Annotated in this window: 14 protein-coding genes; 3 read left to right on the top strand and 11 right to left on the bottom strand. The window is 69.7% G+C overall.

Annotation, left to right across the window (positions count from 1 at the left end; all coding sequences use genetic code 11):
* Positions 1-316, bottom strand: a 316-nt coding sequence (locus tag VNR19_RS08100) for an AAA family ATPase (RefSeq protein WP_325725657.1), incomplete at its 3' end; no start/stop codon positions are given.
* A 184-nt stretch (positions 317-500) separates the two neighbouring features.
* Between VNR19_RS08100 and VNR19_RS08095 the strand changes: the two genes are divergently transcribed.
* From VNR19_RS08095 to VNR19_RS08085, 3 genes are all read left to right on the top strand, one after another.
* Positions 501-812: a dioxygenase gene (locus VNR19_RS08095; protein WP_325725652.1), complete on the top strand. Its 312-nt coding sequence runs from the start codon at positions 501-503 to the stop codon at positions 810-812.
* 76 nt (positions 813-888) lie between these two features.
* Complete coding sequence (locus tag VNR19_RS08090; RefSeq protein ID WP_325725650.1) at positions 889-2,445, top strand: DUF349 domain-containing protein; 1,557 nt, start codon at positions 889-891, stop codon at positions 2,443-2,445.
* A gap of 93 nt (positions 2,446-2,538) precedes the next feature.
* The gene (locus tag VNR19_RS08085) at positions 2,539-3,102 is read left to right on the top strand and encodes a type IV toxin-antitoxin system AbiEi family antitoxin (RefSeq protein ID WP_325725648.1); all 564 of its coding nucleotides are present in this window, start codon (positions 2,539-2,541) and stop codon (positions 3,100-3,102) included.
* Here the strand turns inward: VNR19_RS08085 and VNR19_RS08080 are convergent.
* From VNR19_RS08080 to VNR19_RS08035, 10 genes are all read right to left on the bottom strand, one after another.
* Positions 3,089-5,341 carry a RelA/SpoT family protein gene (locus VNR19_RS08080; RefSeq protein ID WP_325725645.1) on the bottom strand — a complete coding sequence of 751 codons (2,253 nt, stop codon included), beginning with the start codon at positions 5,339-5,341 and terminating at the stop codon, positions 3,089-3,091. The genes VNR19_RS08085 and VNR19_RS08080 overlap by 14 nt on opposite strands.
* 67 nt (positions 5,342-5,408) lie before the next feature.
* Positions 5,409-6,398, bottom strand: coding sequence for a protein translocase subunit SecF (secF, locus tag VNR19_RS08075; protein ID WP_325725643.1), 990 nt, complete (start codon positions 6,396-6,398; stop codon positions 5,409-5,411).
* Positions 6,398-8,134 carry a protein translocase subunit SecD gene (secD, locus tag VNR19_RS08070; protein ID WP_325725642.1) on the bottom strand — a complete coding sequence of 579 codons (1,737 nt, stop codon included), beginning with the start codon at positions 8,132-8,134 and terminating at the stop codon, positions 6,398-6,400. The genes secF and secD overlap by 1 nt, the downstream gene beginning before the upstream one ends.
* Before the next feature lie 40 nt (positions 8,135-8,174).
* Positions 8,175-8,639, bottom strand: a complete 465-nt coding sequence (locus tag VNR19_RS08065) for a preprotein translocase subunit YajC (RefSeq protein WP_325725641.1) — start codon at positions 8,637-8,639, stop codon at positions 8,175-8,177.
* Between the two features lie 81 nt (positions 8,640-8,720).
* The gene (gene ruvB / locus VNR19_RS08060) at positions 8,721-9,755 is read right to left on the bottom strand and encodes a Holliday junction branch migration DNA helicase RuvB (protein WP_325725639.1); all 1,035 of its coding nucleotides are present in this window, start codon (positions 9,753-9,755) and stop codon (positions 8,721-8,723) included.
* Entirely contained in the window at positions 9,748-10,371 is a 624-nt protein-coding gene (gene ruvA, locus VNR19_RS08055; RefSeq protein WP_325725637.1) for a Holliday junction branch migration protein RuvA, read from the bottom strand. The genes ruvB and ruvA overlap by 8 nt, the downstream gene beginning before the upstream one ends.
* A gap of 56 nt (positions 10,372-10,427) precedes the next feature.
* Positions 10,428-10,994, bottom strand: a complete 567-nt coding sequence (gene ruvC, locus VNR19_RS08050; RefSeq protein WP_325725634.1) for a crossover junction endodeoxyribonuclease RuvC — start codon at positions 10,992-10,994, stop codon at positions 10,428-10,430.
* A gap of 56 nt (positions 10,995-11,050) precedes the next feature.
* On the bottom strand, positions 11,051-11,809 hold the full coding sequence (locus VNR19_RS08045) for a YebC/PmpR family DNA-binding transcriptional regulator (protein WP_325725632.1): 759 nt from the start codon (positions 11,807-11,809) through the stop codon (positions 11,051-11,053).
* 44 nt (positions 11,810-11,853) lie between these two features.
* Positions 11,854-12,405: a DUF1697 domain-containing protein gene (locus tag VNR19_RS08040; RefSeq protein ID WP_325725630.1), complete on the bottom strand. Its 552-nt coding sequence runs from the start codon at positions 12,403-12,405 to the stop codon at positions 11,854-11,856.
* 9 nt (positions 12,406-12,414) lie between these two features.
* Positions 12,415-12,936: a hypothetical protein gene (locus tag VNR19_RS08035; protein WP_325725629.1), complete on the bottom strand. Its 522-nt coding sequence runs from the start codon at positions 12,934-12,936 to the stop codon at positions 12,415-12,417.
* Between the last annotated feature and the right edge of the window lie 7 nt (positions 12,937-12,943).

Below are 12,943 nucleotides of genomic sequence, written 5' to 3'. Positions count from 1 at the left end.
TGGTGAAGCGGTGGATCTCGTCGAGGAACAGGATGGTCGACTGCCCGTACAGGTCGCGCTGGTTGAGCGCGTCCTGCATGACCTCACGCACGTCCTTCACGCCCGCCGTGATCGCGGAGAGCTCGACGAACCGACGGCCGGACGAGCGTGCGATCGCCTGCGCGAGCGTCGTCTTGCCGGTGCCCGGCGGCCCCCACAGGATCACCGACGTGCCCGGCTTGGCCGCCGCATCAGGATTCGCCAGCGTCACCAGCGGCGACCCGGGCCGCAGCAGATGCGACTGACCGGCCACCTCGTCGAGCGAGACCGGCCGCATGCGAACGGCGAGCGGGGTCTGCCCCTGGAAGAGAGCGGCGGGCGAAGTCACCCGACCAGGCTAGCCGCGGCCGCCGACGCGGGCTCGGCACCGCTCGCACGACGCTCCGCAGGAACGGTTTGGCCCGGCACCGGCCTGTTTGTAGGATCGACGCGGCCCGGAGCACCGGGGTGAGGGAGGTCCTGTGGCAACGGGCAGGGAACGCGAAGCGCGCGCCGCGCGCGAACGTGCACGACTGTATCAGGCTCGTCAGGAGTTCCACGCACGGCGCGCGCGCCGCCGCACACGCGACAACCTCATCGCCGGCATCGCCGGCGGCGCACTGATCCTCGCCGTTATCGGCGGTCAGATCGCGTATTTCACCGTCGGCCCGGGTGCACCCGAGCCCGTGCCCAGTCCCACGCCGACGCAGACGCCCACCCCGGCGCCGTCGACCCCGACGCCGACGCCCACCGACACCGGCGAACCCACCCCGGAGCCGACCGCCACGTCCTGATCGGACCACCTCGCCGTACTAGGCTTGGGCCGTCCATTCCCCGCAGGCGGCGCACAGCCGCGATGAGGTGCATCCCGTGACTTCCGCAGCCGAGTCCACTCCCGAGACGCCCGACGACCTCGACGCCGAGGCCGTCTCCGAGCAGCCCACCGTCCCCGACGAGCAGACCCCGGAGGCGCCCGACGCCGCGACCGCTTCCGAAGAGGCATCCGAGACCGCTGCGTCGGAAGAGGCCGCGTCCGAGTCGGAGCCCGCCGCCGACACGGCAGCGGCAAGTGGCGACGAGTCGGATGCCGCGGCGGCAGCCGAGACGACCGGAGACGCCGAGCAGTCGGCCGAAGAGACGGATGCCGCGGCTGCACCCGATGCCGCCCTCTCCGCGGCCCCCGCCGCCGAGCCGACGGGCGGCGATGAGCCGTGGGGCCGCGTCGACGACGACGGCACGGTGTACGTGCGCGAGGGCGCCGAGTGGCGCGAGGTGGGCCAGTTCCCCGACGGCACGCGCGAAGAGGCGCTCGCGTACTTCGAGCGCAAGTACAACGACCTCGCGAGCGAGGTCACCCTCCTCGAGGTGCGCCACCGCCGCGGCGGTGCGTCCGCGTCCGACCTGCGCGCGACCGCCCGCACACTTCACGACAAGTTCGCGGATGCCGCAGCCGTGGGCGACCTCGCGTCGCTGCGCGCCCGCCTGGACGCCCTGACCGAAGAGCTGTCTGCGGCGTCGGCATCCGAGGCCGCAGCGGCCCGCCAGGCCGTCGAAGACGCCGTCAAGGCCCGCACGGAGCTCGTCGAGCGCGCCGAGGCGCTCGCCGCCCGCGATCCGAAGACGATCCAGTGGAAGCAGACCTCCGCCGAGATCGCCGAGCTCTTCGAGCAGTGGCAGTCGCAGCAGCAGCACGGCCCGCGCCTGCCCAAATCGACGAGCCAGCAACTCTGGAAGCGATTCCGCGACGCCCGCGCCACGCTCGACAAGGCGCGCCGCGAGTTCTACGCGCAGCTCGACGAGGCACACAAGGCCGTGCGGGAGCGCAAGTCCAAGCTCGTCGAGAAGGCCGAGGCCCTCGCGCCCAAGGGCGAGGACGGCATCGCCGCCTACCGCGAGCTGCTCGAGCAGTGGAAGACGGCCGGCCGTGCCGGCAAGAAGGCCGATGACGCCCTGTGGGCGCGGTTCAAGGCCGCCGGCGACGTGCTGTATGCGGCCCGCAGTGAGCGTGAGGCGGCCGAGGCCGAGGCGTCGCGCGAGAAGATCGAGGCCCGGCGCGCGCTGCTCGAAGAGGCCAAAGCCATCCAGGATGAGCGCGACCTCGCGAAGGCCCGCTCGATGCTCACGAGCATCCAGCGACGCTGGGACGACCTCGGTCGCATCTTCCCGCGCGACGTCGAGCGCTCTCTTGACGACGAGCTGCGCAAGATCGAGCAGGCGCTCCGCGCGCGCGAAGACGCCGACTGGAAGAGCAACAACCCCGAGACGAAGGCGCGCGCGAACGACATGACGCGCCAGCTGACCGAGGCGATCGAGAAGCTCGAGCAGGAGCTCGCGGCAGCCGAGAAGGCCGGCGACAAGGCCGCCGCCGAGAAGGCCAAAGAGGCCCTCGAGGCACGGCGCACGTGGCTCAAGGCGCTCGGAGGCTGATCGCCTCTCCCCCAGGCCCGGCTCGCGCTGCGGTTCTCCACGGCCCGGCAGGACAGACGGATGCGGCATCCGCCGTTCCGGCAGACTCGCGACGTGCCATCGCCGTTCCTGTACTTCGCCGACGACCGCCTCTCCACCGCCGAACTGTCGGCGGCGTGCCTCGATGGGCACCTCGTGGGCCTCGGTGACGCGTACATCCCCGCCGACGCCGTCGAGACGGCGGCGCTTCGGGCCGGGTCCCTGCGCGAGATCCTGCGCGACACGCTCGCCGCGACACACGTGAGTGCGGCATGGATCCACGGCGGGCGGCACGAGCCTCCGTCGCGCCACACGGTGCAGCGCGCCGTGCCGCGGCGTCTGCACCACATCCACGGTCTGCGCCTCGTGTACCGCGACCTCGCCGTCGATCCCGCCGACCTCATCTCGATCGGCGGAGTCCTCGTCACGACGCTCGTGCGAACGCTCGCCGACGTCGCTCGCGTCGACGATCCCGAGCACCTCGATGCCGCCCGGGCGCTGGCGGCGGCGCATCCGGGTCTCGCCGACGACGCGATCAACTGGATCGAGACGCACGGGCGTCTGCCCAACAAGCGCAGCGCGCTCCTTCTGCTGCGCTCGCTCTCGCGAGGTCACGCGGGTGCGGTCAGGACGACGTGACGCGGTAGACGTCGTACACGGCGTCGATGCGGCGGACCGCGTTGAGCACGCGGTCCAGGTGCACGATGTCACCCATCTCGAACACGAAGCGGCTGAGCGCGAGGCGGTCGTTCGTCGTCGAGACGGTCGCCGACAGGATGTTCACGTGGTGCTCGCTCAGGACGCGCGTGACGTCACTGAGGAGCCCCGAGCGGTCGAGCGCTTCGACCTGTATCTGCACGAGGAACACGCTCTTCGTCGTCGGCGCCCAGCTGACCTCGATGAGCCGATCGGGATCGGACTTGAGCGACTGGACGTTCGTGCAGTCGGAGCGATGCACCGAGACCCCGCTCCCGCGCGTGACAAACCCGACGATGTCGTCTCCCGGCACCGGCGTGCAGCACTTGGCGAGCTTGACGAGGATGTCGGGCGCGCCGCGCACGAGCACACCGGAGTCGCCGCCGCGCGGTGCGCGCGTGCGCCCGATCGGCGGGAGGTCGATCGGCCCGGTCGTCGTGTCGTCGACGCTGACGAGGGCCGTGACCTTCTCGATGACGGACTGCGTCGAGACATGCCCTTCGCCGACGGCCGCGTAGAGGGCGGAGACGTCGTCGTACCGCAACTGTCGCGCCACCTCGGCGAAAGAGTCCTGGCTCATGAGGCGCTGCAGCGGCAGGTTCTGCCGGCGCATCGCGCGCGCGATGGCCTCCTTGCCCTGCTCGATCGCCTCCTCGCGGCGCTCCTTCGTGAACCACCCGCGGATCTTGTTGCGCGCACGCGTGCTCTTGACGAACCCGAGCCAGTCCTGGCTGGGCCCGGCATCCGGATTCTTCGACGTGAACACCTCGACGACGTCGCCGCTCTTGAGCTCGGACTCGAGCGGCACGAGTCGGCCGTTGACCTTCGCACCCATCGTGCGGTGCCCGATCTCGGTGTGCACGGCATACGCGAAGTCGACCGGCGTCGCACCCGCGGGAAGGCCGATCACACGGCCTTTCGGGGTGAAGACATAGACCTCTTTCGCGCCGATCTCGAAGCGCAGCGAGTCGAGGAACTCCCCGGGGTCGGCCGTCTCGGCCTGCCAGTCCGAGATGTGCGCGAGCCACGCCATGTCGGTGTCGAGCGCCTTGGGATCGGCCTTTCCGCCGTTCATGCGCTCCTTGTACTTCCAGTGCGCGGCGACGCCGTACTCGGCCTGCTGGTGCATCTCGTTGGTGCGGATCTGGATCTCGACCGTGCGGCCGCCCGGTCCGATCACCGTCGTGTGCAGCGACTGGTACAGGTTGAACTTCGGGGTCGCGATGTAGTCCTTGAACCGGCCGGGAAGCGGCGTCCACCGTGCGTGGATCGCGCCGAGCACGGCGTAGCAGTCGCGCACGCTCCCCACGAGCACGCGGATGCCGATGAGGTCGTAGATGTCGTCGAACTCGCGTCCGCGCACGACCATCTTCTGGTACACCGAGTACAGCTGCTTCGGCCGGCCCATGACGCGGCCGCGGATGCGCAGCTCGCGAAGGTCGGCGTCGACGGCCTCGATCACGGTCTGCACGTACTGCTCGCGCTGCGGCGTGCGCTGCTTCACGAGGCTGTCGATCTCGGCGTAGAGCTTCGGGTGCAGCACCGCGAACGAGAGGTCCTCGAGCTCGGACTTGATCGTCTGGATCCCGAGCCGGTGCGCGAGGGGGGCGTAGATCTCGAGGGTCTCCGTCGCCTTCTTCTGCGCCTTCTCGGGGGGCACGAAGCCCCACGTGCGCGCGTTGTGCAGGCGGTCGGCGAGCTTGATGACGAGCACGCGGATGTCTTTCGACATCGCGACGATCATCTTGCGGACCGTCTCGGCCTGCGCGCTCTCGCCGTACTTGACCTTGTCGAGCTTCGTGACGCCGTCGACGAGCATCGCGACCTCGTCGCCGAACTCGGAGGCGATCGCGTCGAGCGGATAACCCGTGTCTTCGACCGTGTCGTGCAGCAGAGCGGCGGCGATCGCCTTGGGTCCGAGGCCGAGGTCGGCGAGGATCTGCGCGACGGCCAGCGGATGCGTGATGTACGGCTCACCGCTCTGGCGGGTCTGGCCGGCGTGCGCCTTGTCGGCGACCGTATAGGCACGCTCGATGATCGACAGGTCGCCCTTGGGGTGGTGCGTGCGCACCGTGCGGATGAGCTGCTCGACGTCGTCGCGGCGCGCGGAGCGCGAGAAGATGCGCGGCACGAGGCGCCGCAGCGACGACGTCTGGGCGGCGGAGGGGACGGTCTCGGTCATGAAATCCTCCCCTCCGCTGGACTTCACAATCCTACGCCGCTGCGGGAGGGCACTCGCCCGCGTGTGGTCAGACCGACACGCGCGCCTGCGAACGGGCGGCGAGCGTGCGCTCGTCGCGCGCCTTGATGGCCGGCTCGTTCTCGCGGAACAGCGAGTACAGCGGTGCCGCGACGAAGATCGTCGAGTAGGCCGCCACGATCGTACCCACGAAGATCGACAGCGAGATGTCGGTCAGCGTCTGCGCACCGAGCCACAGCGCGCCGATGAACAGGATCGCGCCGGTCGGCAGGATCGCCACGACCGTCGTGTTGATCGACCGCACGAGGGTCTGGTTGACGGCGAGGTTGACCGACTCGCCGAACGTGCGGCCGGACACTTCTCCGTCCTCGCTCGTGTTCTCACGTATCTTGTCGAACACGACCGTCGTGTCGTACAGCGCGTACGAGAGGATCGTGAGGAAGCCGATCACCGCGGCGGGCGAGATCTCGAAGCCGAACAGCGCGTAGACGCCGATCGTGATGATGAGCACGTCCACGAGGCCGATGATCGCGGCGACCGACATCTTCCACGTACGGAAGTACAGCGCCAGGATCAGGAAGGTCAGCGCGAGGAAGATCGCCAGACCCCACATCGATTGGCGCGTGACGTCGGCACCCCAAGTCGGGCCGATGAACGACGACGTGACCTCGCTCTCGGGCACGCCGTACGCGTCGGCGAGAGCCTCGGTGACCTCGCGCGTCTCTTCGCTGGTCATCTGGTCGGTCTGCACGCGCACGGCGCTGTCGCCGACCGTGGTGACCTTGGTCGTGGCATCCGGCACGACGGACTGGACGGCGTCGGTCGCGATCAGCTGATCCGGGTTCGACAGCCCCGAGACGGTGAACTGCGAGCCGCCCGTGAACTCGATCGAGAACTGGATCGGACGCACGAGGGGAACCAGCGCCGAGCCGATCACGAGGATCGCGGCGATGATGAACCACAGACGCCGGCGGCCGACGAACGGGAACGAGGTCTTGCCGGTGTAGAGGTCGTTGCCGAACTGGCTCATGGAGCGCATCAGTCGTCTCCTCCCTTCGTCGTGCCGGGAGTTCGCTTCGCGTCCTTCGCCGCGGCTGCCGCGAGCTCGGCTTGCTTGCGTTCGGCGATCGTCTGGCGTCGTGCCGCCTCACCGCGCGATCGCGCGGCCCGCCGGTCGGCGCTCGACTTGGGGGCGACCACGGGCGAGCGGAACTGGGCGCGACCGCGGTAGACCGCGCCGAGCGCCTCGGGATCCATGCCCGAGAGCGGATGCCCTTCGCCGAAGAACCGCGTGCGGGCGAGCAGCTGCATGACCGGATGCGTGAAGAGGATGAAGATCAGCACGTCGATCACGGTCGTGAGTCCGAGCGTGAACGCGAAGCCCTTCACCGTGGCATCCGCCAGGATGTACAGCACGACCGCGGCCAGCACGTTGATCGACTTCGAGATGTAGATCGTGCGCTTCGCGCGCGACCAGCCGTCCTCGACGGCTCCCGTGATCGACTTGCCGTCGCGCAGCTCATCTCGGATGCGCTCGAAGTAGACGATGAACGAGTCGGCTGTGAAGCCGATCGACACGATCAGACCCGCGACTCCCGCGAGCGACAGACGGAAGCCGATGCGCCACGCCAGGATGCAGATCGCGATGTACGTGATGACGCCCATCACGGCGAGCGACGCGATGATGACGAAGCCGAGCGCCCGGTACACGACGAGCGAGTACACCGCGACGAGCGCGAGGCCGATGAGACCCGCGACGAGGCCGATCTGCAGCTGCTGCGAGCCGAGCGTGGCCGAGATCGTGTCGGAGCTGACCACCTCGAAGCTCAGGGGCAGCGCGCCGTAGCGCAGCTGGTCGGCGAGGGTCTTCGCCGACTCCTGCGTGAAGTTGCCGGTGATGCTCGGGTCACCGCCCAGGATCACCTGGTTCATGGCGGGCGCCGTCAGCACGAGGCCGTCGAGCACGAACGCGAACTGGTTCAGCGGCGGAGTCGCACCGTACAGGCGCTGGCTGATGTCGCCGAAGATGCGCGTGCCCTCGTCGTCGAACCGCAGGTTGACCGCCCAGCGGCCGTCGTTCTGCTGGATGCCGAATGTCGCGTCGTCGATCGATGAGCCGTCGAGCTCGACCGGACCCAGGATGTACTTGGCCGATCCGTCGGCCTCGCACGTGATGAGGGGCTGGTCGGCGGGCGCGTTGGCGGGGTCGTTGTTCGGGTTCGCGCAGTCGTACGCGAGGAACTCCGCCTGGAGGTACGGCGTGATCCACGCCGTGTCGCTGCCGTCGGTCGGCTCGGGAGACGGCGTGTTCGGCAGCGTCGGGTCGGGCGTCGGGTACGGCGTGCTCTCCCCGTCGTCGCCCACGTACGTGTTCGTCGGCGCAGACGCGGTGAGCACAGCGCGCAGCTGGAGCTGGGCGGATGCCTCGATGCGGTTGCGCGTCTCCTCGTCGGCCTCACCGGGGATCTGCACGACGATCTGGTTGCCGGCCTGCGTGGCGATGTCGGCCTCGCCGACGCCCGATGCGTCGACGCGCTGGCGGATGATCGTGGCCGCCTGGTCCATCTGCTCGGTCGTCGGCGCGGCGCCGTCGACCGACTGCGCCTGCAGCACGATCTGCGTGCCGCCCTGCAGGTCGAGCGCCAACTCGGGCGTCCACGAGCTCGCCTTGAAGACGTAGACGCCGAGCGCGTTGATGCCGAACAGGACGGCGATGACGATGAGCAGACCGGTCAGTGCGCGCCAGGCGTGCCGGACGGGGGTCGGTGTGGCCACGGGGGTGAGCTTTCTCGGGTGCCCGCGGAGGGGCTGCGGATCAGGCCTGCGGCTTCGTGCCGGTGTCGGTATCGGAGTCGTCGGCCGAGCCGTCCGCGGCAGCGCGCTTCTGGTCGTCGCTGATCGAGCTGATCTCGCCGTCGGCGACGCCCTCGGCGTACTCGACGTGGCTCTCCTCGGCCGAGAGGTACTCGTCTTCGGTGACGACGCCCTCGGTCGGGCTCACGACGCGCAGGATCGCCTGGCTGTGCACCTTGATCTGCACGCCGGGCGCGAGCTCGACGATCGCCGGCTGATCGAGGTTGTCGGCGTCGTACGACACGATCGTTCCGTAGAGCCCGCCCTGCAGGAGCACTTCGGCACCCGGCACGGTCTGGCGCGCCTTCGCCTCCTGCTCGGCCTTCTGCTTCTGCATCCGTCGGCGGGAGCTCCAGAACATGAAGATCAGGAGTACGACCAGGAGGATGATGAGGCCGTAGTCGGCGAAGAATCTCGCGAAGTCCATGGAGGTGTGGGCACCTTTCGAATCGGGCACACAACGGGGCAGCGGTGCCGTGCAAGGGGGTCTGGCGAAAGCCTTCAGCGATTATAGGTCATCGAGTCTCAGCGCCTGTGCGTGATCCGGATGCCTCATGCCCAGGTGCTCATACGCCGCAGGTGTCGCGATGCGCCCGCGCGGCGTGCGCCCCATGAACCCTATCCGCACGAGGTAGGGCTCGACGACCGACTCGATCGTCTCGGCTTCCTCGCCGACCGTGACCGCGAGCGTCGACAGCCCGACCGGACCACCGCGGAATCGGTGCACGACCGCGTCGAGCACCGCGCGGTCGAGACGATCGAGGCCGATCGAGTCGACGTCGTACAGCTCGAGGGCGGCGCTCACCGCGGCATCCGCTGCGCCCTTCTCCCGCCCGTGCACGATGAGGTAGTCCCGCACTCGGCGCAGCAGACGGTTCGCGATGCGCGGCGTGCCGCGCGACCGGCGCGCGATCTCGGCGAACGACTCGGGAGGCAGGTCGACCCCGAGCATGGCCGCCGAGCGCGAGATGACGCGCTCGAGGTCTTCGGGGTCGTAGTACTCGAGGTGGGCGGTGAAGCCGAAGCGGTCGCGCAGCGGGTTGGGCAGCAGGCCCGACCGCGTCGTCGCCCCGACGAGCGTGAACGGGGCGAGGTCGAGCGGGATGCTCGTGGCGCCCGCACCCTTTCCGACCATGATGTCGATGCGGAAGTCCTCCATCGCGAGGTACAGCATCTCTTCGGCCGTGCGGGCCATGCGGTGGACCTCGTCGATGAAGAGCACCTCGCCCGGTGTGAGGCTCGACAGCAGCGCCGCGAGATCGCCCGCGTGCTGGATCGCCGGTCCGCTCGACAGCCGCAGCGGCCGTCCGCTCTCGTGCGCGACGATCATCGCGAGCGTCGTCTTGCCGAGGCCGGGAGGACCCGCGAGGAGGATGTGGTCGGGCGGGCGCTGCTGGATGCGCGCCGCGTCGAGCAGCAGCTGCAGCTGGCCGCGCACTTTCGGCTGACCGACGAACTCGGCGAGCGACGTCGGGCGCAGTGCGCCCTCGATCGCGAGCTCGGTCTCGTCGACGGGCTCGGTCGCGTCGCGCAGCTCATCCACCGGCGGGCTCCTTCCGCGCCGGGCCCAGCACCGACAGGGTCATGCGCAGCAGGGCCTGCACCGACGCGCGATCCGCGTCGGCCGCCTCGGATGCGACGGATGCGACGGCCTCGGCCGCGACGCGCTCGGACCAGCCGAGCCCGACGAGGGCCTGAGCGACCTGGGCGAAGACCGCGTCTGCGGGGCCGGCCTGGGCCGGGGCGCCGACGGGCCGGGAGGGTGTGATCTTGCCGGCGAGCTGCACGACGATGAGCTTGGCCGTCTTGGGCCCGATGCCCGACACGCGACGGAACGGAGCTTCGTCGTCGGCCGCCACCGCCTCGGCGATCTGGTCGACCGACAGCGCCGACAGCACGCCGAGCGCCGACTTCGGACCGACGCCGGTGACCCCGAGCAGCTGTGTGAAGACGACGAGCTCCTCGCGCGTCTCGAACCCGAACAGTGACAGAGCGTCTTCGCGCACGACGAGGTTCGTGTGCAGGCGCAGCTCCTCGCCGATGCGCGCGGCGCGCGAGACCTGCGGCGGCACGGCCACCGCGTAGCCGACACCGCCGACTTCGACGACGACGTGGTCTGCGTCGGCATAGGCGACGCGACCGTGCAGCGAGGAGATCATGACTTCACCCTAGAGAGCGGTTCGGACGTATGTTCGAGCGACACGCGTGCGGCTCGTCATCGACGCACGCGCTCGGCCTGGCGCCATGCGCGCTGCGCGGGCGTGAGGGTCCGGTGCGACGAACCCCCGGCGGTCGGCGCCGAGCCCCGCCACGCGTGGCACAGCGCGAGGGCGAGGGCGTCCGCAGCATCCGCCGGCTTCGGCAGCTCGTCCAGCCGCAGCACGCGCGCGACCATCGTCTGCACCTGCCGCTTGTCGGCCGAGCCGTATCCCGTGATCGCCGCCTTCACCTCGCTCGGCGTATGGGTCGCTGCCGCCAGCCCCGCCTCGGCGGCCGCGAGCAGCGCGACGCCGCTCGCCTGCGCGGTGCCCATGACAGAGTGCCGGTTGCTCTGCGCGAAGACGCGCTCGACCGCCACGACGTGCGGCGAATGGTCGCGGATGACGGCGCGGATGCCGGCCGCGATCACGGCCAGACGCGCCTCGATCGGCGCATCCGCATCGGATCGAACGACCCCGACGTGCACGAGCGTCGCGGACCTGTCGGGCATGACGTCGACCACGCCGAGCCCGCACCGGGTCAGGCCGGGGTCGACCCCGAGCACGCGAAGGGATGAAGGCACTCCCCTACGCTATGCGCGCCGCTCGGCGACGGCTGCCAGGCGCGCCCGGCGCCGGATCACTCGTCTTCTTCGAGCTCCGCCTGGACCTCGGGCGTCAGGTCGAAGTTGCTGTAGACGTTCTGCACGTCGTCGCTGTCTTCGAGCGCGTCGATGAGGCGGAAGACCTTGCGTGCCGTCTCGGCGTCGATCTCGACCTTGAGGTTCGGCACGAACTCGACGTCGGCCGACTCGTAGTCGATGCCGGCTTCCTGCAGCGCGGTGCGGACGGTGACGAGGTCGGATGCCTCGGTGATCACCTCGAAGCCCTGCGCGTGCGGCTCGACCTCTTCGGCGCCCGCCTCGAGGACGGCCTCCATCACGTCGTCTTCGGTCGTGCCCTCGCCCGACACGACGATGACGCCCTTGCGCGAGAAGTTGTACGCGACGCTGCCGGGGTCGGCGAGCGAGCCGCCGTTGCGCGTGAGGGCCGTGCGCACCTCGGCGGCGGCACGGTTCTTGTTGTCGGTGAGGCACTCGATCATGAGCGCCACACCGCTCGGGCCGTAGCCCTCGTACATGATGCTCTGATACTCGACCGCGTCGCCCGAGATGCCCGCGCCACGCTTGATCGCGCGATCGATGTTGTCGTTGGGGACCGACGTCTTCTTCGCCTTCTGCACGGCGTCGTACAGCGTCGGGTTGCCTGCGAGGTCGGGACCGCCGAGCTTCGCGGCGACCTCGATGTTCTTGATGAGCTTGGCGAACGACTTGGCACGGCGTGCGTCGATGACGGCCTTCTTGTGCTTCGTCGTCGCCCACTTGGAGTGGCCGGACATGCGATCGATTCTAGTTGACCCGGATGCCGCGCCCCCGCGCGGGGTCAGTCGACGAGCTTGGCGAGCGTGCGGAGATTGCGGTTCGTCGTGGTCGACTTGTACCGCGCCTTCGCGAGCACCTTCGCGAAGGCTGTGTCGGTCGTCGTGCCCTTGACGGGGTTCCAGTACACGACCGACAGGTGCGGAGAGACCTTCTCGAAAGCCGTGGGGTCGGCCTTCTGATCGTCGACGGATGCCGCGGCATCCGCCAGCTCCTTCGCGACGTCGCCGTCGGAGCAGAAGATCACCCACGGCTGTCGCGACGAGTCCTCTTCGTCGAACGGGAACCGTTCGATCGCCTTCGCCAGCTCGTCCGCCGTGACGAGCACGATCCACGCGTCGTAGCCGAACCGGTCGCGCAGCGCCTTCTCGATCCGGCTCTTCAGCTTCGCGCGAGCGGATGCCCCGCCGCCCGTCTCGAAGCGCACGTTGCCGCTCGCGAGCACCGTCCGCACGCCCTCGAGCTCGAGGGAGCGGAAGAGGTCGGCGAGGTCCGCGCTGCGGATCGTGATGCCGCCGACGTTGACTCCGCGCAGGAGCGCGATCCACACGGTCACATCGAGAGGCTACAGGGCGAACTCGAATCCGAAGCGCGACGACAGCAGCGCCACGAGGTCGCGCGGCATCTTCGCGATGTACGCGGGCGCGGGCGCCAGCGTGTCGGGCGCGCCGATGAACGGGAAGTAGACCGGGCCCTCGACCTCCGCCTCGAGGCGGTCGCGCAGCGCCACGATCTCACCGCCCACCCGGCGCAGCGACGCGAGCGAGATCGGAGACGCGAGCCGCATGGTGTCGCTCACGGGCATGCGCCAGTGCGGCAGAAGTCGCCCACGACGCATCCGGTCCTCCTCGCCGAGCGGGCCGAGGATGCGCCCCCACGCTCCGATGCCGGGCACCGCGAGCGTGCGATCCCACACGAAGAGCGTGTCGCCCGGCTCGGTGCATGCGACGAGCTCGTGCGACCACTCGAAGCGACGGTCGTCGTCGGCCTTCGGGGCGATCAGCGCGTCGCCCACGACCCCGCGCGACGGGGCGATCATCCAGTAGCGCTCCTCGGGACTGTCGCGCCACCACGCGTTGATCGTCATGGCAGAA

The sequence above is a fragment of the Microbacterium sp. genome (assembly GCF_035556355.1).
Lineage (GTDB): Bacteria > Actinomycetota > Actinomycetes > Actinomycetales > Microbacteriaceae > Microbacterium.
Note: the sequence above shows the minus strand (reverse complement) of the source record. Positions and strands in the feature narration are given on the sequence as shown.

Bases quoted from the DNA above. Each gene is read 5' to 3' on its own strand.
- VNR19_RS08080 (WP_325725645.1), bottom strand. From the start codon at position 5,341: ATGACCGAGACCGTCCCCTCCGCCGCCCAGACGTCGTCGCTGCGGCGC.
- secF (WP_325725643.1), bottom strand. From the start codon at position 6,398: ATGCGCTCCATGAGCCAGTTCGGCAACGACCTCTACACCGGCAAGACC.
- VNR19_RS08065 (WP_325725641.1), bottom strand. From the start codon at position 8,639: ATGGACTTCGCGAGATTCTTCGCCGACTACGGCCTCATCATCCTCCTG.
- ruvA (WP_325725637.1), bottom strand. From the start codon at position 10,371: ATGATCTCCTCGCTGCACGGTCGCGTCGCCTATGCCGACGCAGACCAC.
- VNR19_RS08045 (WP_325725632.1), bottom strand. From the start codon at position 11,809: ATGTCCGGCCACTCCAAGTGGGCGACGACGAAGCACAAGAAGGCCGTC.
- VNR19_RS08035 (WP_325725629.1), bottom strand. From the start codon at position 12,936: ATGACGATCAACGCGTGGTGGCGCGACAGTCCCGAGGAGCGCTACTGG.